At 70.0% G+C, this 18,115-nt stretch carries 20 protein-coding genes; 14 read left to right on the top strand and 6 right to left on the bottom strand.

Annotated elements, in window-relative coordinates; all coding sequences use genetic code 11:
- Positions 1-20: 20 nt before the first annotated feature.
- Positions 21-503: a DUF456 domain-containing protein gene (locus tag C3L37_RS20545; RefSeq protein WP_129116418.1), complete on the bottom strand. Its 483-nt coding sequence runs from the start codon at positions 501-503 to the stop codon at positions 21-23.
- A 115-nt stretch (positions 504-618) separates the two neighbouring features.
- Here C3L37_RS20545 and C3L37_RS20550 point away from each other — a divergent pair, with 115 nt between their 5' ends.
- From C3L37_RS20550 to C3L37_RS20575, 6 genes are all read left to right on the top strand, one after another.
- Positions 619-948, top strand: a complete 330-nt coding sequence (locus C3L37_RS20550) for a 4Fe-4S dicluster domain-containing protein (protein ID WP_129116419.1) — start codon at positions 619-621, stop codon at positions 946-948.
- Positions 949-1,140: 192 nt separating this feature from the next.
- Positions 1,141-2,010 carry an electron transfer flavoprotein subunit beta/FixA family protein gene (locus C3L37_RS20555; RefSeq protein WP_129116420.1) on the top strand — a complete coding sequence of 290 codons (870 nt, stop codon included), beginning with the start codon at positions 1,141-1,143 and terminating at the stop codon, positions 2,008-2,010.
- A gap of 2 nt (positions 2,011-2,012) precedes the next feature.
- On the top strand, positions 2,013-3,770 hold the full coding sequence (locus C3L37_RS20560; RefSeq protein ID WP_129116421.1) for an electron transfer flavoprotein subunit alpha/FixB family protein: 1,758 nt from the start codon (positions 2,013-2,015) through the stop codon (positions 3,768-3,770).
- Positions 3,767-5,440, top strand: a complete 1,674-nt coding sequence (locus C3L37_RS20565; RefSeq protein WP_129116422.1) for an FAD-dependent monooxygenase — start codon at positions 3,767-3,769, stop codon at positions 5,438-5,440. The genes C3L37_RS20560 and C3L37_RS20565 overlap by 4 nt, the downstream gene beginning before the upstream one ends.
- 7 nt (positions 5,441-5,447) lie before the next feature.
- Positions 5,448-5,876 (top strand): hypothetical protein, encoded by a 429-nt coding sequence (locus C3L37_RS20570; RefSeq protein WP_228546406.1) that lies wholly within the window; start codon positions 5,448-5,450, stop codon positions 5,874-5,876.
- Between the two features lie 71 nt (positions 5,877-5,947).
- A complete protein-coding gene (locus C3L37_RS20575) occupies positions 5,948-6,682 on the top strand; it encodes a GNAT family N-acetyltransferase (protein WP_129116423.1) in 735 nt (244 codons plus the stop codon).
- 28 nt (positions 6,683-6,710) lie between these two features.
- Here C3L37_RS20575 and C3L37_RS24555 read toward each other — a convergent pair whose 3' ends face one another.
- The 3 genes from C3L37_RS24555 to C3L37_RS20585 form a co-directional block, all read right to left on the bottom strand.
- Positions 6,711-6,875 carry a hypothetical protein gene (locus C3L37_RS24555; RefSeq protein WP_164974829.1) on the bottom strand — a complete coding sequence of 55 codons (165 nt, stop codon included), beginning with the start codon at positions 6,873-6,875 and terminating at the stop codon, positions 6,711-6,713.
- A gap of 22 nt (positions 6,876-6,897) precedes the next feature.
- Positions 6,898-9,159 carry a tRNA(Met) cytidine acetyltransferase TmcA gene (gene tmcA / locus C3L37_RS20580; RefSeq protein ID WP_129116424.1) on the bottom strand — a complete coding sequence of 754 codons (2,262 nt, stop codon included), beginning with the start codon at positions 9,157-9,159 and terminating at the stop codon, positions 6,898-6,900.
- 162 nt (positions 9,160-9,321) lie between these two features.
- The gene (locus C3L37_RS20585) at positions 9,322-9,615 is read right to left on the bottom strand and encodes a hypothetical protein (protein WP_129116425.1); all 294 of its coding nucleotides are present in this window, start codon (positions 9,613-9,615) and stop codon (positions 9,322-9,324) included.
- Between the two features lie 79 nt (positions 9,616-9,694).
- On the opposite strand from C3L37_RS20585, the gene C3L37_RS20590 reads away from it, so the two are divergent.
- The 5 genes from C3L37_RS20590 to rpl12p all read left to right on the top strand — a co-directional run bounded on the left by C3L37_RS20590 (position 9,695) and on the right by rpl12p (position 13,577).
- The gene (locus C3L37_RS20590) at positions 9,695-10,810 is read left to right on the top strand and encodes a M42 family peptidase (protein WP_129116426.1); all 1,116 of its coding nucleotides are present in this window, start codon (positions 9,695-9,697) and stop codon (positions 10,808-10,810) included.
- Between the two features lie 96 nt (positions 10,811-10,906).
- Positions 10,907-11,395, top strand: a complete 489-nt coding sequence (locus C3L37_RS20595) for a 50S ribosomal protein L11 (RefSeq protein ID WP_129116427.1) — start codon at positions 10,907-10,909, stop codon at positions 11,393-11,395.
- Between the two features lie 167 nt (positions 11,396-11,562).
- Entirely contained in the window at positions 11,563-12,204 is a 642-nt protein-coding gene (locus C3L37_RS20600) for a 50S ribosomal protein L1 (protein WP_129116428.1), read from the top strand.
- On the top strand, positions 12,201-13,235 hold the full coding sequence (locus C3L37_RS20605; protein WP_129116429.1) for a 50S ribosomal protein L10: 1,035 nt from the start codon (positions 12,201-12,203) through the stop codon (positions 13,233-13,235). The genes C3L37_RS20600 and C3L37_RS20605 overlap by 4 nt, the downstream gene beginning before the upstream one ends.
- 15 nt (positions 13,236-13,250) lie before the next feature.
- On the top strand, positions 13,251-13,577 hold the full coding sequence (gene rpl12p, locus C3L37_RS20610) for a 50S ribosomal protein P1 (protein ID WP_129116430.1): 327 nt from the start codon (positions 13,251-13,253) through the stop codon (positions 13,575-13,577).
- 222 nt (positions 13,578-13,799) lie between these two features.
- On the opposite strand, the gene C3L37_RS20615 is transcribed toward rpl12p, so the two are convergent.
- A complete protein-coding gene (locus tag C3L37_RS20615; protein WP_129116578.1) occupies positions 13,800-14,378 on the bottom strand; it encodes an inorganic diphosphatase in 579 nt (192 codons plus the stop codon).
- Positions 14,379-14,720: 342 nt separating this feature from the next.
- Here C3L37_RS20615 and C3L37_RS20620 point away from each other — a divergent pair, with 342 nt between their 5' ends.
- From C3L37_RS20620 to C3L37_RS20630, 3 genes are read left to right on the top strand one after another with little or no spacing between them, the layout of a single operon-like run.
- The gene (locus C3L37_RS20620; protein ID WP_129116431.1) at positions 14,721-15,962 is read left to right on the top strand and encodes a tripartite tricarboxylate transporter permease; all 1,242 of its coding nucleotides are present in this window, start codon (positions 14,721-14,723) and stop codon (positions 15,960-15,962) included.
- A 55-nt stretch (positions 15,963-16,017) separates the two neighbouring features.
- The gene (locus tag C3L37_RS20625) at positions 16,018-16,197 is read left to right on the top strand and encodes an HVO_2753 family zinc finger protein (RefSeq protein ID WP_129116432.1); all 180 of its coding nucleotides are present in this window, start codon (positions 16,018-16,020) and stop codon (positions 16,195-16,197) included.
- A gap of 2 nt (positions 16,198-16,199) precedes the next feature.
- Entirely contained in the window at positions 16,200-16,466 is a 267-nt protein-coding gene (locus tag C3L37_RS20630; protein ID WP_129116433.1) for an elongation factor 1-beta, read from the top strand.
- Here C3L37_RS20630 and C3L37_RS20635 read toward each other — a convergent pair.
- Positions 16,463-18,055, bottom strand: a complete 1,593-nt coding sequence (locus tag C3L37_RS20635) for a glycosyltransferase family 39 protein (protein WP_164974830.1) — start codon at positions 18,053-18,055, stop codon at positions 16,463-16,465. The genes C3L37_RS20630 and C3L37_RS20635 overlap by 4 nt on opposite strands.
- Positions 18,056-18,115: the final 60 nt, after the last annotated feature.

The raw sequence follows: 18,115 nt of genomic DNA on the forward strand, positions 1-18,115 counted from the left end.
TCGGCGCGGAACCGGCGCGCTCACAGCGCGACGACGAGCACCATCGCGAGGAGCATCGACGCGGTCAGGAGCACCTGCACGACCGTCGACGCCAGCACGCCGACCGACGCGAACAGCGCGGCTCGGAGGCTCGCGTTCGCGTCCCGGTTCCGGGAGAACTCCAGCGCGAAGACCGTGCCCGCGACGCCGAGCACCAGCCCGACGGGGCCGACGACGAAGACGAGGAGGACGCCCACGGCCGCCGCGACGGCCGTCGTGAGCGTCGACGCGCCGCCGGCGCGGGCGGCGATGGGTCCGGAGAAGTAGTCGACGACGAAGCCGACGAGGCCGACGAGCGTCAGGGCCGCGAGGACGACGGGTCCGGGCTCCGCGTAGCTCGTCGCGTGCCAGTAGAGGTAGACGCCGGCGAGGGAGGACAGCGCGCCGGGCACGAGCGGCACCACGCTCCCGATCACGCCGACGAACAGGAGCACGAACGCGAGGAGCGCCAACGCCTCGTTCATGCCGGTGGTTCGCGCCAGGGGGGCATATACCGGTCGGCGCGCGTCGAGATCGAACGCCGTCGACCGCCGCGGCGTACTAGATTTAAATAGCCACGATCATTGTGTATAGATAACGATGCCCATCGATCCGAATTTCGAACAGAACCGCGAGAAAGCGGGCGAGGAGAACGGCGTCGACGTGTGGGGGCCGGTCGACCCGCCGGAACAGCTGGGGATCCACGGCACGCACGTCGCGGTGGACTTCGACATCTGCATCGCGGACGGGGCGTGCCTCGAGGACTGCCCGGTCGACGTGTTCACGTGGGTGGACTCTCCCGACCACCCCGAGAGCGAACTGAAGGCGGAACCGACCCACGAGGCGCAGTGCATCGACTGCATGCTCTGCGTCGACGTCTGCCCCGTCGACGCCATCGACGTCGATCCGGGTCGAGCCGGCCGGATCTGACTCGATCGAAGGGACCGATCTCCGCTCCGCGCCCGCGCACCGCCATCCCCCTCGCGTCCGCGCGTCGTTCGTCTCCGCGCTCACCGGGCATCCCTCGCGGCCCGCGTTCGCCCGTCAGCCGCCCGCTTTTGACCCGCTTCGAGTCGGTTTATGAAAAACAATTAAGGACGCGCGCGACCCTCTCTTAGTTCGATGGTATCACTACACACTGTCGTTCTGACGAAAGGCGTCCCCGACTTCCGCGAGGGGCAGGTCTCCTTCGACGAGGAGGGCCACCTGGAGCGGGGGAAGACGCCGACGGTGATGAACCCGAACGACTCGCACGCGCTCGACGCCGCCCTCCAGACCCGGGTTCGACACGGCGGCCGAGTGAGCGTGATGAGTATGGGACCCCCGGGGTACAAGGACGTGCTCAGGGAGGCGATGGAATCGTCGTACGCCGACGACCTGTATCTCGTTTCCGATCGCGAACTCGCGGCGTCGGACACGTGGGCGACCTCGATCACGCTCGCGACGGCCATCGAGCGACTCGGCGAGCCCGACGTCGTCTTCGCGGGGTTCAAGACGGCCGACGGGGAGACCGGCCACACCGGCCCGCAGACGTGCTGGTGTCTCGACATGCCGATCGTCACCCACGTGATCGCCCTCGACATCGACCCCGAGGAGCGCACCCTCCGGGCGAAGCGCCTCGTCGAGGGCGACATCGAGGAGATCGAGACGGTCGAGACGTCGCTGCCGGCGTTCGTCGTCGCCGATCCCGAGTTCGACCCGACCTATCGGACGGCGTCGCACAGGCTCGAACTGAAGGACCTCCGGGCGCGGACGAAGCGGCGCGCCGAGGCGTTCGAAGACCACCTCACCGTCTGGGATCACGTCAACCTGAACCTCGACCCGGACTACATCGGCCTCGACGGGTCGCCGACGATCGTCTCCTCCGTCGACCCGATCCCGAAGGCCCCGGCCGAGCGCGAGGCGACGATGGTCGAGCCGAACGACGAGGAGGGAATGCGCGAGGTGCTCGACGTCATGCGCCCGCTCGCGGCCGGCGGAGGGGGTGACTGACGATGGCGGACGGCTCCGACGACTTCGACCCGAACGAGTACGAGATCGCCGAACTCGGCCCGGCGATCAAGGACGTGGAGGACGCCGAGGCGCTGAACGCCATCCTCGACCGCGAGGAATCGGGACAGAACCGCCCGCAGGCGATCGCGCTCATCGAGAGCCGGATCGAGAAGTACGAGGGGCCGGAAGCGGAGGTCGAGGAGGACCTCGACGACCTCGACCCCGCCGAGATGAGCGCCGCGGACGTCGGCAACGCGATCCAGGGGATCGAGGAGACCGAGAAGCTCGAACGGCTCCTCGACGCGGAGGAAGCGGGGAAGGACCGCGGCAGCGTCAAGCGCCTGATCCGGAGCCGCATCGACTCCGTCGACGGCGGCGACGAGGACGAAGCGGAGGCGGAGGAAGCGGAACCCGAGACGCCCGAGGAGCGCCACCCCGACCTCGACCACCCGACCGCCGACAAGCGGCACGTCCGGGCGCTCGCCGACGGCGTCTACCGCGACACGTGGGTGTACTGCGAGACGCAGGCCGGCGACCTCGTCGACGTCTCCCGGGAGATGCTCGGGAAGGCCCGAGAGCTGATGGACGGGTACAACGACGAGTACGACGCGGACGAGCGCGTCGTCGGCGTCCTCATCGGAAGCGACGTCGAGAGGCACGCCGAGGAGGTGATCGCCTGCGGCGCGGACGTCGTCGTCGTCCACGAGGACGACCGCCTCGAACGCTTCCGGCACAAGCCGTACGCGGAGATCTTCTGCGACATGGCCCGCTGGGGCGGCGATCCGCGGGAGGAGAGGGGCCCCGACGAGGCCGACTGGCGCGACTACGACGAGCCGCGGTACGTGCTCTTTCCGGCGACGAACAACGGCCGCGACCTCTCCGCGCAGGTGCAGGCGGAACTCGACAGCGGCCTCGCCAGCGACTGCTCGGGGCTCTACATCGAGGACGCGGTCATCTCGAACCCCGTGAAGACCGGCGCGCCGGGCGAGAAGCGGACGTTCGAGCGCGTCCTGCACATGAAGCGGCCGGACTTCAGCGGCTTCGAGTACTCCACCATCCTCTGTCTGGACAACCCGAACCGGGAGTTCCACCCGCAGGGCGCGTCGGTGATCCCGGGGAGCTTCGAGATCCCCGAACCGGACTTCGAGCGAGAGGGCGAGGTGGTCGACCACGATCTCGCCCTCGACGACGGCTGGTTCCGCGTCGACGTGACGGAGTTCGACAGGCTGGACGAGGGGATCGACCTCACCGGTCACGACGTCATCGTCGCCGTCGGGCGCGGCATCGGCGAGAACCCGACGCTCGGGATGGAGCTGGCGCTCGCCCTCGCCGACGCGTTCGAGGACGCCGAGGTCGGCGTCTCCCGCGGCATCGTCACCGGTTCGTACAATTTCGACGGACACGTCGAGGCGTACACCCGCGAGGAGCGCCAGATCGGCGAGACGGGACAGGTCGTCGCGCCGACGCTGTACGTCGCGGCGGGCATCAGCGGCGCGGTCCAGCACAAGGTCGGCATGGACGAGTCGGACACCATCGTCGCGATCAACACGGACCCGAACGCCCGGATCCGCGACTTCTCCGATTATTTCGTCGAGGGCGACCTCTTCGAGGTGCTCCCGCGGCTGACGGAGGCGGTGAAGACCGGCGAACTGGACCTGCAGGCCGTCGCGGACGGGAGCGGAAGCGGCGTCACGGACGGCGGGAGAGACGCCGTCGAGACGGACGAAGACGCGGGGACGGACGGAGGTGAGGCCCGATGAGCGACGGCGACGACTACGAGCACTTCGAGGCGGTCGTCGTCGGCGCGGGGCCGGGCGGGGCCGCCGCGGCGGCGACGCTCGCGCGGTACGGCGTCGAGACGCTCGTCCTCGAACGCGGTGTCGACGCCGGCTCGAAGAACGTCTCCGGCGGGCTCATCTACGCCGAGGAGTCCGCGCCGTACACGATCGACGCGCTCTTCGACGGCTTCCGCGAGGAGGCCGCGGAGCGACCCGTCACGGAGTACTACCTCCACAACGTCGCGGGCGAGACGGTCAAGACGTTCGACATCACCCGACTGCACGAACACGACACCGAGTGGTCCGACGCGGTGCTCCGCCGGAAGATGGACTCGTGGATCGCCGATCGGGTTCACGAGATGGCGCGCGAGACCGGCGGCGGCCTCCTGACCGACGTTCGGGTGAACGGCCTGCTCCGGGAGGGCGGCGAGATCGTCGGCGTCACCTGCGACGAACTCGACCCGATCACGGCCGACGTGATCGTCGCCGCGGACGGCGTCAACAGCGAACTCGCCCGCGACGCCGGGCTCATGGACTGGGAGGACCCCTCCGAGTGGTTCCAGGGCGTCAAGGCCGTCGTCGACGTACCCGGCGACGAGATCGCAGAGCGGTTCGACGTGGACGAGGACGAGGGCGTCGCGCACCTCTTTTCCGGCGACCTGTTCTCGGACGTCCGCGGCGGGGGGTTCCTCTACACGAACACCGACTCGCTCTCGATCGGGACGGTGTTCCACCTCGACAGCCTCGTCGCGGAGCGGGCGGAACCGCACGAACTGCTCGACGCGCTGCTCACCCACCCGCTTCTCGCGGAGTGGCTCGGCGACGAGTACCGCGAGCGCGAGTACTCGGCGAAGCTCGTGCCGGACTCGAAGAAGGTCGCACACCCCGAGCCGCACGCGGACCGCCTGCTCCTCGTCGGCGACGCCGCCGGCCAGATGCAGGCGCAGGGGCCGATCATCAAGGGGATGAACCACGCCGTCACGGCCGGCGCGCTCGCGGCCGAGGCCTACGCGGAGGCGAGCGCCCGCGGCGACCCCGACTCCGCGGGCAAGCGGTACGCGGGGAAACTGCGCAGCGAAGGCGTGATGCGGAAGCTCAGGCCGCGCGGGTACGAGGCGGTTCGGACGCTCGGCGAGCGCGACGCGGCGACGGACGCGATCGACGCCGTCCTGACGTCGTCCGTGGGTCGAACTGGGGTTCGAGCCGCGGGTCGCCTGCTCGGGCGACTGTACAGCTCACCGCGGCTCGCCATGATGGTGCCGGACACGCGGACGCCGTACGTCACGCTCCCGAGCGTCATCGCCGAGGAGCTGGGCGAGCCGGTGACCGGCGAGAGCCGGGTCGACCCGCCGAGCCTCGAAGAGCGCATCGGGAACCTGACGTACGACACCGACATCGGCAACCCGCACATCGTCCTCACGGACAACTCCTACGAGGCCAGCGGCGCGGCCGTGACGGCCTGTCCGGTGAGCGCCAGGGACTTCGGCGGCGGCTGCTACCGAGAGGAGACGGTTCGGACGAACGGGGACGAGGAGACGGTCGTGAGCCTCGACACCCAGCCCTGCGTCGAGTGCGGCACGTGCGCCATCGTCGCGGCCACGGAGTGGGAGCACCCGCGCGGCGGCAAGGGCGTGGAGTTCAGGGAGGGGTGACGATCGAATGAGCGATCGGACGGCGGACGCCGGGGAAACGCGGGACGCGGAGGGGCGGACGCCGCGGACGGCCGACGAGCCCTTCGCCGGGCGGATTCGCGCGCTCGCCGCCGCCGCCCGGCGCGAGCGCGAGGCGTTCGTCCCGCCGACCGATCCGCCGTCCGAGGAGCGCGCGCTGTCGTACCTCCGGGCGGGCCTCGGACCGACCGTGTCGCTGTACCTCGAGGCGCGGACCGGCGACCGGTACGCGGCGTTCGCCCCGGAGGAGCTCGCGCTGCTCGGGCGGGCGACGAACGACTGGCTCTCGCTGTACGCCCGGTGTTACGGGGTCGACTTCGATCCCGACTTCACGGTCAGGGAGGTCGCGGAACTCGTCGTCCGCACGCACGACCTCCGCGACACGGCGCAGCTTCTGACCCGCGTACCCGACCGCTGACGCCCCTCTCCCCTGGCGGCCGAGGTATAACATGAAAAACAATTATGTACTGGCGTGCGGTAACAGTACGCATGGATCTGACCGAGACCCTGACCTTCAACGACGACGACCGTCGGGACGTGTACAACTACATCGAGCGCCACGGCGCGGTGCGCGAGGACGAACTCCGACGCGCGCTGAACCTCGACCCGAGCGCGCTCGGCGTCCACCTCACGATCCTCCGGCGAGACGGGTACGTCCGGAAGGTCGGAAACAAGCTTCAGGTGGCGTACCAGGAGGACTTCGCGGAGAAACACGAGTCCGGGGACGTCGCGTTCACGATCAGGAGCGCCGACCAGGTGGACCTGTCCGAACTCATCGAGGTGATGCGGATGGTCGCGGAGGAGGGGTCGTACATCGAGGCCGAGACGGTCGCCGACATGATCGACCACGAGGAGGTGATCCTGCGGCACAACGAGCTCCACTCGCGGATGTTCTTCGTCGCCACCATCGACGACGAGGTGGTCGGGTGGGTCCACCTCGACCTGCCGGAGGCGGAGAAGCTGGGCCACACCGCCGTCCTCACCGTCGGCGTTCACCCGGAGCACCGCGGCCACGGCGTCGGCGGACGGCTGCTCGACCGGGGCGTCGAGTGGGCCCGCGACCGCGGCTTCGAGAAGCTCTACAACAGCGTCCCCGCGACGAACGAGACGGCCATCGAGTTCCTCGAAGCGCACGGGTGGGAGACGGAAGCCGTCAGGCGCGACCACTACAGGATCGACGACGAGTACGTGGACGAGGTGATGATGGCCGTCGGCCTCCGCTGAGCGCGCGTCGGCCGCGGCCGGAAGGCGTTCACCGCCAGTGGTCTTCGGCACCTTCTAACGGTTCGGCGACGACCCCGTCCCGCTGGACCAGCGCGCGCCCGTGCCCCGTGCAGACGTTTCTGTCCTCGGCCCACGGAACGTGGAGGCGGACGGCCGCCGGTTCGTCGCACCCCTCCTCCGCGCAGGAATCCATGCCGATGGCTACCGCGCGGTCGCTAATCGGTGTATCGCTCCCGCTCGTCGAGCGCCGCGTCGGTCCCGTAGCGGTCCACGAGCGGTTCGTAGGCCCTCCCGAGCGCGCGCATGCACTGGCCGGTCGAGAGGTACCCCAGTTCGTCGGCGACGGCGGGCCACGGACGGGCTTGCAGTACCTTCAGCACCAGCAGTCGCTCCTCTCGCGGGGTCAGGTCGACGCGATCCGGCGCGGTCAGGTGCGCGAGCGCCAGCCGACGGAACGCCTCCGGCGCGGTCGTGTAGAGGCCGGGGCCGTACGACGCGCCGACGACGACGCGCCAGTCCCGATCCCCGAGGTCCGGCGTCGACTCCGCGCCGGCCGCCCGCAGCGCCGCCCGCGCGACGTCCGGGTCGAGATCCCGAAGCGGATCGGAGAGGACGCCCGCCGCCCGCCCCGCGAACCACTCGACGTGGCGGTCGCGGAGGTCGCGGCCCGCCGCAGAAAGCGGCAGGAGCATGAGCGCAGAGTACTCGCCGCTCGTCTCGTTGCGCGTCGTGGAGAGGTGGACCGTCCGGTAGCCGTTCCGGTCCCAGAACGAGAGGAGTTCCGGCGTCGCGCCGTAGCCCACGCCGAGCCAGTCGACTCGCTCCGAAAGCTCCTCGCGCACCTCGCGCAGGAGGTGCGACCCGAGCCCGCGCGAGCGGACGGCGTGGTGCGTGGCGATGCGCATGACCCGGCGGCCGACCGGGACGCCGGCGTCCTCGTCGCGGAGCTGGCTCGTGAGCACGTCGGGGAGCATGTTCCCGCGGACGCGCGCGCCGTCGTACATCGACCGCCGCGTCTCGGCGTCCAGCCCGCCCTCGCGCGCGAGCAGCGCGACGGATACGACGTGGCCGTCGCGAAACAGCGCGCGCAGGGAGAGGTTCGGCGCGTCGAGCAGGCGGGCGAGGTCGTCCGGCTCCGTCCGGTAGTGCGCGAGCACGAGGAGGCCGAACGCCTCGCGCAGCAGGTGCTCGTCGCGGAGCAGGTCGTCCGGCGTCAGCGCCCGGTACTCGACTCGCTCGGGCGTCGCGTCGGCGACGAGCGGCTCGACCGGCGGTCGCGCGTCGAGCAGGAGCGCGCGGAACGCCCACGTCTCGACGGGGTCGCCGGCGGCGTAGCGGATCGGCTCGTCGAGGCGGACGTCGCGGACGGCGAACCGGCTCTCCCGTACGCGGTCGCGGAAGCGGACCGAGAACCCACGGCCCGCGCCCTCGTAGCCGTGGACGGTGGTGAAGAAGCCGACCGCGGGGGCGACGAGAAACCGAGAGAGCAGCCGGACCGGGAGCGCCGCGGCCTCGTCGACGAGCACGACGTCCGGCCCGCCGGACTCGACGAGACGGTCCGCCGCGTGGGGCGGCGCGGCGAACCGGACGCGCCCGCCTGCCGCCGTTTCGAGGGTTCTCTTTTCGTCGTCTCCGCTCGAATCCACGAGCGCACCGAGCGTCGAGAGCAGTTCGCCGGCCCGGGCGAACACCTCCGCGGCGTTTCGGAACCCCGGCGCGGTGACGAGGACGTCCCGCCCGTCCGCCGCGAGGCTCCCGGCGGCCAGCCCCGCCGCGCTCGACTTTCCGCGGCCGCGATCCGCCTCCGCGACGACCGCGGCGTCCGGGTCGCGGAGCGATTCGAGCGCCCGCACGGCCCGCGCCTGATCCACGGTCACGCAGGCCTCGTACGCGGCGGTCGGGAAGGCCCGTTCGTCGGGGACGGCGGGCGCGGACCGGGACGGGGGCGCGTCGGCCCCGGTGAGTCCGTCGCGTTCGACGCGCTCGCGCCCCCCGGACAGGGAGACGACGGCGACGCCGGGGTGCTCGCGGATCGTGTCCACGAGCCGCGTCCGAAACCGGCACCCCACGTCGGATGCGTCGAACGGCGGGACCGCGAGGTGCTCGTCGAACGCGTCGCGGCGGTCCGGCCAGTCGTCGAGCGGCGGGGTCAGGAGGACGAGGAGGCCGCCGCCGTCGACCGCGCCGACCACCCGGCCGAGGACGTTCGGCGAGAAGCCCTCGTGGGCGTCGAGCACGACGACCTCGCGCGTCCGCCCCAGCAACTCCCCCGCGCGCGAGGGCGAAACGCGATCGAACCGGAACCCCTCGCGGGCCGTGACGACCGTCACGCCCTCGTCCGGGATCCCGGCCGCGTCGATCGCCCCGAACGCGGCGTCGACGCCCGCGTTCCGGTCCCCGGCGAGGACGAGGAGCCGACGCTCGTTCATCCGCGCGGCCTCGTCGCGCAGGGCCGACGCGAGCGTGGAGACGTCCATACCTCTCGATACCGATCGGTCGGGGTAATGGTTTCCGTCCGCGACGCGGACGGAGGGGGGCGCGCGGCCGTCGCAACCGTCGCCGTCGCGTCACCAACGGAGCGTCGTCGTCAGCACGTCGCCGCTCGATTCCCGGAAAAAAGGCTCGGACCGACCGCCGCGCTACGCCTGTTCGGCCGCGAGGTCGTCCAGCTCCTCCAGTTCGTCGAACTCGTCGTCCCCGCCGGTGGCCTTCTTCGCGGCCGCCGCGATGGCGATCAAGACCGCGAGCGCGAACAGGACCTTCATCCCCTTTCCGCCGCCGGACTCCTCCGTCGCTTCCTCTTCGTCCTCGCCGAATTCGAGGTCCGTCTCCTCGGCGTCCTCGTCGGAGGAACCGCCGAACGTTTTCGACCCCAGCTGAACGGTGCCGTCGTGGAAGTGCAGTTCCAGCATCGTGAACGATTTCTTCGACATACCCGTCAGTACGCCGACGGAACCCTTAGCCGTTATGCCCGATCGCGGGATTCATGCACTTCGTTCGCAAACGACAACCATGGAGGGGGAACGACGCGACTTTCTCGATACGCTGCTTTCGACGCCGAGTCCGTCCGGCTTCGAGGCGGCGGGACAGCGGGCGTGGGTCGAATACGTCTCGGCGTTCGCGGACGAGGTCAGCACCGACGCCTACGGCAACGCGGTCGCGGTCCACGAGGGGACCGACGACGGTCCGGCGATCGCGTTCGCCGGCCACGCGGACGAGATCGGCTACATCGTCCGTCGCATCGACGACGACGGCTTCCTCCGCATCGGTCCCATCGGCGGGGCCGATCGCACGGTCTCGAAGGGCCAGCACGTGACCGTCCACGCAGCGGAGGGGACGCCCGTGCCCGGCGTGATCGGGCAGACGGCGATCCACCTCCGCGAGCGGAGCGAGGAGGAGTACGAGGACATCGAAGCCCAGTTCGTCGACGTCGGCGCATCGAGCCGCGAGGAGGCGGCCGAACTCGTCGAAGTGGGCGATCCGGTCACCGTCCGCTCGACCGTCAGGGCGCTACGGGGCGCTCGATTCGCCGCGAGCGGATTGGACAACCGGGTCGGGACGTGGGCCGCGGCGGAGGGGCTCCGCCGGGCGGTTGAGGCCGACGCCGAGGCGACGGTCTACGCCGTCAGCACCGTTCAGGAGGAGGTGGGGTTGCAGGGCGCGAAGATGGTCGGCTTCGAACTCGCCCCGGACGCGCGGGTCGGTCGAGAGGAAGGGCTACGCGAACGGCGCTTCTGCGACGCCGTCGTCGCGGTCGACGTGACGCACGCGACCGACCACCCGAACGTCGACGCGAAGCGCCGCGATCCGGTGCGGCTGGGCGGCGGTCCCGTCGTCACGCGCGGGAGCGTGAACCACCCCGTGCTCGTCGAGTTGGCGCGCGACGCGGCCGCCGACGCGGGGGTCGACGTGCAACTCCAGGCGGCCGGGGTTCGGACCGGCACCGACGCGGACGCGTTCTACACCAGCCGCGGCGGCGTTCCGTCGCTCACGCTCGGGCTGCCGCTCCGGTACATGCACACCCCGGTGGAGGTCGTCGACGAGACGGACCTCGACGGCGTTTCGGCCCTGCTCGGCGCGATCGTCGACCGCGCCGGCGACGTCGACTCGTTCTCGGTTCGAGTCTGATCGCCCGCGCGCCGTCAGTTCCGCGCTTCGCACGCTCGCGGGAGGGGCGGGATCGACTTGGCAACGCTTAAAGGTCACCGCGAGTTTCTCTGAGACATGGCTGGAACCATCGAAGTGCTCGTTCCCGGCGGGCAGGCCAACCCCGGCCCGCCGCTCGGTCCGGAGCTCGGGCCGACCCCTGTGAACGTGCAGGACGTCGTGAACGAGATCAACGACCAGACCGCCGCGTTCGACGGCATGGAAGTGCCGGTCACCGTCGAGTACGACGACGACGGCTCGTTCTCCATCGAAGTGGGCGTCCCGCCGACGGCGGCGCTCATCAAGGACGAGGCCGGCTTCGACACCGGCAGCGGCGAGCCCCAGAAGGAGTTCGTCGCCGACATCTCCGTCGAACAGGTGAAGAAGATCGCAGAGCAAAAGCGGTCGGACCTCCTGGCGTACGACCTGAAGAACGCCGCGAAGGAGGTCGTGGGGACGTGCGCTTCCCTCGGCGTCACCATCGAGGGCAACGACGCCCGGGAGTTCAAAGAGCGCATCGACGGCGGCGAGTACGACGAGTACTTCGCCGAAGAAGCGGCGGCGTAGGATTTCCCGCTCTTTTGACTTCGCGGCGCGTCGTGCGTGAAACGCCGTCACGGCGTGTCTCCGCTTCGACGGGCTTAAGTAGCGCATCACCCTCGTGAGAACCGAGACAGGCTTCGCCTGTTTCACTGACCCGTAGGAGCAGATCCTGCGTACTACGGAGGTGAATAATGGCAGACGACACACTAGTGCAAGCGGTCTCTCGCGCACTCGACGAGGCCCCGACGCGGAATTTCCGCGAAACGGTCGACCTCGCGATCAACCTGCGCGACCTAGATCTCAACGACCCGTCGAACCGCATCGACGAGGGAGTCGTCCTTCCCGCTGGGACCGGCCAGGACACGACGATCGTCGTGTTCGCCACCGGCGAGACGGCGCTCCGCGCCGAAGACGTGGCCGACCAGGTGCTCGGCCCCGACGACCTCGAAGAACTCGGCGACGACACCGACGCCGCCAAGGACCTGGCGGACGACACGGACTTCTTCGTCGCCGAAGCGAGCATGATGCAGGACATCGGCCGATACCTCGGTCGAGTCCTCGGCCCGCGCGGCAAGATGCCGACGCCGCTGCAGCCCGACGACGACGTCGTCGAGACGGTGAACCGAATGAAGAACACCGTCCAGCTTCGCAGCCGCGACCGGCGCACGTTCCACACGCGCGTCGGCGCGGACAGCATGTCGGCCGACGAAATCGCCGACAACATCGACGTCATCGTCCGTCGGCTGGAGGCGAACCTCGAGAAGGGTCCGCTCAACATCGATTCCATCTACGTGAAGACGACGATGGGCCCGTCGGTCGAGGTGGTCGCATGAGCGAGAGCGAGTCCGTCCGTCGGACCGAGGTCATCCCGCAGTGGAAGAAGGACGAGGTCGACGAGCTCGTCGAGTTCATCGAGAACTACGCGTCCGTCGGCGTCGTCGGCGTCACCGGGATCCCGAGCCGGCAGCTCCAGAACATGCGCCGCGAGCTCCACGGCAGCGCCGCGGTTCGCATGAGCCGGAACACGCTCGTCGTGCGCGCGCTGGAGGCGGTCGACGAGGGCGTCGAACAGCTCGTCGAGTACGTCGCGGGGCAGGTCGCCCTCATCGGGACGAACGACAACCCGTTCGGGCTGTACAAGCAGCTCGAGGCGTCGAAGACGCCCGCGCCGATCAACGCGGGCGAGGTCGCCCCGAACGACATCGTCATCCCCGAGGGCGACACGGGCGTCGACCCGGGCCCGTTCGTCGGCGAACTCCAGCAGGTCGGCGCGTCCGCGCGCATCATGGACGGCTCGATCAAGGTCACGGAGGACAGCCACGTCCTCGACGCGGGCGAGGAGGTCAGCGCGCAGCTGGCGTCCGTCCTGAGCGACCTCGGCATCGAGCCGAAGGAGGTCGGTCTCGACCTGAAGGGCGTCTACTCCGAGGGCGTCCTGTTCGAGCCCGACGAACTCGCGATCGACGTGGACGAGTACCGCGCGGACATCCAGTCCGCGGTCTCGGCCGCGACGAACCTGTCGGTCAACGCCGTCTACCCGACGACGCGGACCGCGCCGACGCTCATCGCGAAGGCCACGGGCGAAGCCAAGGCCCTCGGACTGGCCGCGGCCATCGAGGAGCCCGACCTGATGTCCGACCTCGTCGCGAAGGCGGACGCGCAGCTCCGCGCGCTCGCCGCGCGGATCGACGACGAGGAGGCGCTCCCGGAGGAGCTACGCGGCGTCGAAGCGCCCGCCGCTCCCGCCCCGGAGCCCGAGGAGGAATCGACTGACGAAGAAACGGCCGAGACCGAAGCCGACGACGAAGACGACGATGACGACGACGAGGACGCGGCGGAGGGTCTCGGCGCGATGTTCGGATAACGAGGGAGAAAATCAATGGAATACGTCTACGCAGCACTCATCCTGAACGAAACGGGCGAAGAGATCAACGAAGACAACCTGACCGCGGTGCTCGAAGCCGCGGGCGTCGACGTCGAGGAATCCCGCGTGAAGGCGCTCGTCGCCGCGCTGGAGGACGTCGACATCGAAGAGGCCATCGAGACGGCCGCCGCCGCCCCCGCCGCTGCGGCACCCGCCGCCGGCGGCGCGGAGGCCGAAGAGGCCGAGGCTGAGGAGGAAGAAGAGGCAGAAGCCGCGGAGGAAGAAGAAGAGGACGAGGAAGACGACGCCAGCGGCGAGGGCCTCGGCGAGCTGTTCGGCTGAGACGGCATCTCGCCGTCGGTCGAACGGCCTCTTCGAACGCTCCGATTTTTTCGCGATTCGAGGCGAGAGCGACCGCCGCGCGTCGAAGCGACACCGAGCATCGAAGCGACATCGAGCGACGCCGTCGAGCGCGAGCGTCGGCAACTTCTGACGGTGTCCCTCGGTCCAGAACGGTATGTTTTGGTGTAGGTTGGTTTCGGGTGGCAGGCGACGTGGGGTCGGCTACTCGTTCGTCCGTTCGAACTCCCGCGCGGCTTCCTCGATCATCCGCAGCGCCTTCCCCTTCGGCTCGTAGCCGCCGATCTCGATGTCGGCGTCCGCTTCGAGGTTCTTGTAGGTGCGGAAGAATTCGGCGATCTCGTCGCGCTTTTGCGCCGTGACGTCGTCGATCTTCTCGACGTGGTCGAACCGGGGGTCGTCGGCGGGGACGCCGACGATCTTGTCGTCCGTCTCGCCGTCGTCGAGCATCCGGAAGACGCCGACCGGGCGCACGTCCAGAATGCAGCCGGGGAACAGCGTCTCCTCGGCGAGAATGAGCACGTCGAGGGGGTCGCCGTCGCCGGAGCCCGTTTGCGGGATGAAGCCGTAGTCGCCGGGGTAGCGAACCTCGCTGGCGAGCATCCGATCGAGGATCATCCCGGGGATCTCAGGGCGGTACTCGTACTTCTTCCGCGTGCCCATCTGCGCTTCGGTGACCGCGTGGACCGTCTCCGGCGCGTCGTCTCCGATCGGGAGATCGGTGACGAGGTTGAACGGTCGGGGTTCGGTGCAGCTCGTCGTCGTGTCGTCGTCTTGGCTCATGGATACGTCAGCTCGTTCGTTCACCGCGGCTCCGTGCCCGCTCAGTCCCGCGACGCCGGCCAGCGTACCGACGCCGGTCAGAAACGTGCGCCGGTGCGTCGAGGACGACGCGGGCGTTTTCTTCGTCGGTTCGTCGTCTGCCTTCTTGGGCATCACTCGTTCGAGGGGTCCGAACGTATACGACTCATTATATTTCAACAACGTATACATACAATTTCCAACGGTGATTTCATTTCACACAGTATCTCACACACCTGAACGACGAGGCGGACGTCGGCCCGACCGCCTCCGCTCGCACGGTCGGCGAACGTTTAAATCGGAAGGGGGGACCACCTCGTCGCGATGGACCCACTCGACGCCAGGCTGGTCTTCGACCCCGAGTTCGCCCTCGGCGTCGTCGCGTTCGCGTTCGCCGGGATCGCGCTCGGGACGGTGAGCGGCCTCACGCCGGGCCTGCACGCGAACAACTTCGCCCTCCTCCTCGCGTCCGCCGCGGCGTCGGTGCCGGGGTCGCCGACGTTCGTCGCCGCCGCGGTGCTCGCGGCGGGCGTCGTCCACACGTTCCTCGACGTCGTCCCCGCGCTGGCGCTCGGCGTGCCCGACGCCGAGATGGCCCCGAGCGCGCTCCCCGGTCACCGGCTCGTCGTCGCCGGTCGCGGGCGGGAGGCACTGCGCCTCTCCGCCGTCGGGAGCGCCGGCGCGGTGCTCGTCTCGATCCCGCTCGCGATTCCGATCACGGCCGTGATGACGGCGGCCTACCCGACCGTCCGGGAGCATCTCGGCGTCGTCCTCGCGGCCGTGGTGGGGTTCCTGCTGCTGTCCGAGCCGACCGTCCGCGCGGCGGCCGGCGGCACCGTCGCGTTCGGACTGAGCGCCGCCCTCGGCGCGGCGACGCTGGATCTCTCGCCCGCCGCGCCGCTCGACGCGGGCGGCATGCTCGCCCCGCTTTTTACGGGGCTGTTCGGCGCACCGGTGCTGCTCGACGCGCTCGACGGCGCTGGCGTCCCCCCGCAGGGGGACCCGAACCTGACGATGCCGCCGCGCGACCTCGGGTTGACCGCCCTCGCCGGCTCCGTCTCGGGGGCGATCGTGGGCTACCTGCCCGGCGTCTCCGCGGCGATCGCGTCGGTGCTCGCGCTCCCGCTGGTTCCCGGCAGGAGCGGCGCGCGCGGTTTTCTCGTCGCGACGAGCGGCGCGAACACCGCGAACACCGTCTTCGCGCTCTTCGCGCTGGTTTCGCTCGGGACCCCCCGAACGGGCGTGATGGTCGCGCTCGATCGCCTGAACGCGCCGCGCCCGCTTCCGCTCCTCCTCGCGGTCACGGCCCTCGCGGCCGTCGCCGGCTTCGTGCTCGTGATCGCCGTCGGCGACGCGTACCTCAGAACCGTGGGGCGGGCGGACTACGCCGCGCTCTCCCTCTTCGTGTTGGCGGCGCTCGTTTTCGTCTCGTACCTCTTCGCGGGGGCGACGGGCGTCGCCGTCTTTCTCGTCGCGACGGCTCTCGGGCTGGTTCCCCCGCGGCTCGGAACGCGGCGCGTCCACCTGATGGGCGTTCTCATCGGCCCGCTCGCGCTCGGACTGTGATCGAGGGGGAAGCGGAAAGACAACCATTAAAAGTCGCCGCCCGGTTTATCCCTGTATGAGTCGATCGGAGCAGCAGCAGGCGCGTCAGTGCGTCTCCTGTGGCATCAACATCGCGGGCATGAGCGCCGCCTCGTTCAAGTGTCCGGAGTGTGGACAGCAGATCTACCGCTGCGCGAAGTGCCGAAAGCAGAGCAACCTCTACGAGTGCCCGGACTGCGGGTTCACGGGGCCGTAACCATGGGGAAGGTAGCCGCCAAGATGAAGGTGATGCCGGAGAGCCCCGACATCGACCTCGACGAGCTGCAAGAGCGGCTCGAAGAGGCGCTGCCGGAGGGGGCGAAGATCAACGGATTCGAGCGCGACAACGTCGCGTTCGGTCTCGTCGCGCTGCTGCCGACGGTCCTCGTCCCCGACGACGCCGGCGGCACCGAGGCCGTCGAGGAGTCGTTCCAGACCGTCGAGGGCGTCGAGAGCGTCGCCGTCGAGAACGTCGGCCGGATCTAAGCGCCCGCGCTTTTTCCGGACTCGCGGCCGTCGCGGATCTCGAAGATCGCCGCCCCTTCGTTCTCGAACCGTAGCTCGTACCGCTCCGTCGCGCGCAGCGACGCGAGTAACGCCCGCGGCGGTTCGTGCGCCTCGCCCTGCACGGTGTACGCGTCGGTCGGCACGTAGACGTAGACTGGGTCCCCGTCGACGGCGTCGAGCGAGCGGTCGAGACAGGCGGCGTTCCGGCAGGTCGACGCCGAGACGAATCTCGATTCTTGGCGGTGGTACTCCGCGGCGGTCGTCCACTCGGCCCCCCACGGGCTCGCGAAGATCGTTCGCTCGGCGTACAGCGGAAACCACTCCGCGCCGTCGCCGAGGACGACGAATCCGGCCGAATGCGGCGTCTCCTCGCGCGCCCACGCCATCGCCTCCCGGTCGGCCGCGTCGACGGTCTGCGGCTGCGTCGGTCCTCGGTCGTGCGCCGTGTGCAGGGCGCTTCCGGCGAACGCGACGCCGATCACGCACGCTCCCAAAAGGAGCGTGGCGACGGCGACGGTCGGAGCGATGCGCCGAAAGCGGGACGATCCGACGCGAGCCGAGCGGACGCGCGTTCGCACCGTCGGCGCGAACCAGTCGAGGAGGAAAACCGCGCTGAGCATCGCGCCGGGCACGAAGACGAATCGCTGCCGTCCGACGACGTAGCCCGCGACGAACAGCCAGATCGGGAGGACGTACCGCCGTCGGTACAGGGCGTAGAGCCCGCCCGCGAACGCCACCGCGTAGAGGGGGGTGAGCACGTCCAGCGCGACCAGCGGGTAGCCGAACCGCGTGCCGAGACGGCGGAGGCCGCCGCCGAGTCCGGTGTGCGTCCCCGCGGCGGCGAAGAACACGCCCGGGCCGTGCGTCGAGACGACGCGAACCAGCCAGGGCGAAGCCAGCGCGAGGCCGCCGACCGCGACCGCAGCGCCCCGCAGCAGCCCCCGCGGCGTCCGGTCGAACGCGGCGAACAGGACGAGGTAGCTCGTTCCGAAGAACGTCGCGTACACGGGGTGAGTGAGCACCGTCAAGCCGAACAGCACGGCCGCGGGCGGGAGCCACCGCCGCTCGCCGTCCCGGAGGAGCCGAACGCCGGCGTACAGTCCGCAGAGCGTGAACAGGAAGGCCGGCGCGCGGATCAGACCGCCGGCGGAGATGTGCCAGCGAAGCGCCGCGGGGGTCACGGCGAAGAGCAGCGTGGCGACGCCGGCCGCGCGCGGAGACGACAGGAGTTCCCGAGACAGGGCGTAGTACGGCACGAGACACGCGACGGTCACGAGGCTCGGCAGGACGAGCGCGAGCGCGACGGGATCGACTCCCGTCAGGTCGACGAAAAGCGCGACGAGGTAGAACAGGAGGGGCGGATACGCGAACGGGACGCCGTCGGCGGTGTAGTGCGGGATTCGCTCGGGGAGGGCGTACCCGCCCGTCCGGATCTCCTCGACGATTATCAGGAACAGCCCCCCCTCGTGAGCCGGGTGCGCGTGGGTCGCGACGTAGGCGACCGCGACGGCCGCGCCGGCGCAGAGGGCGACGAAGAGCCAGACGCGCCCTTCTCCGACCCCTCTCACGCCTCTCCGCGCCAAACCCGATCGGCCGTCAGCGCGATCGGTCATGCGTCGGGCGGATCG

Source organism: Halegenticoccus tardaugens (assembly GCF_004116405.1).
Lineage (GTDB): Archaea > Halobacteriota > Halobacteria > Halobacteriales > Haloferacaceae > Halegenticoccus > Halegenticoccus tardaugens.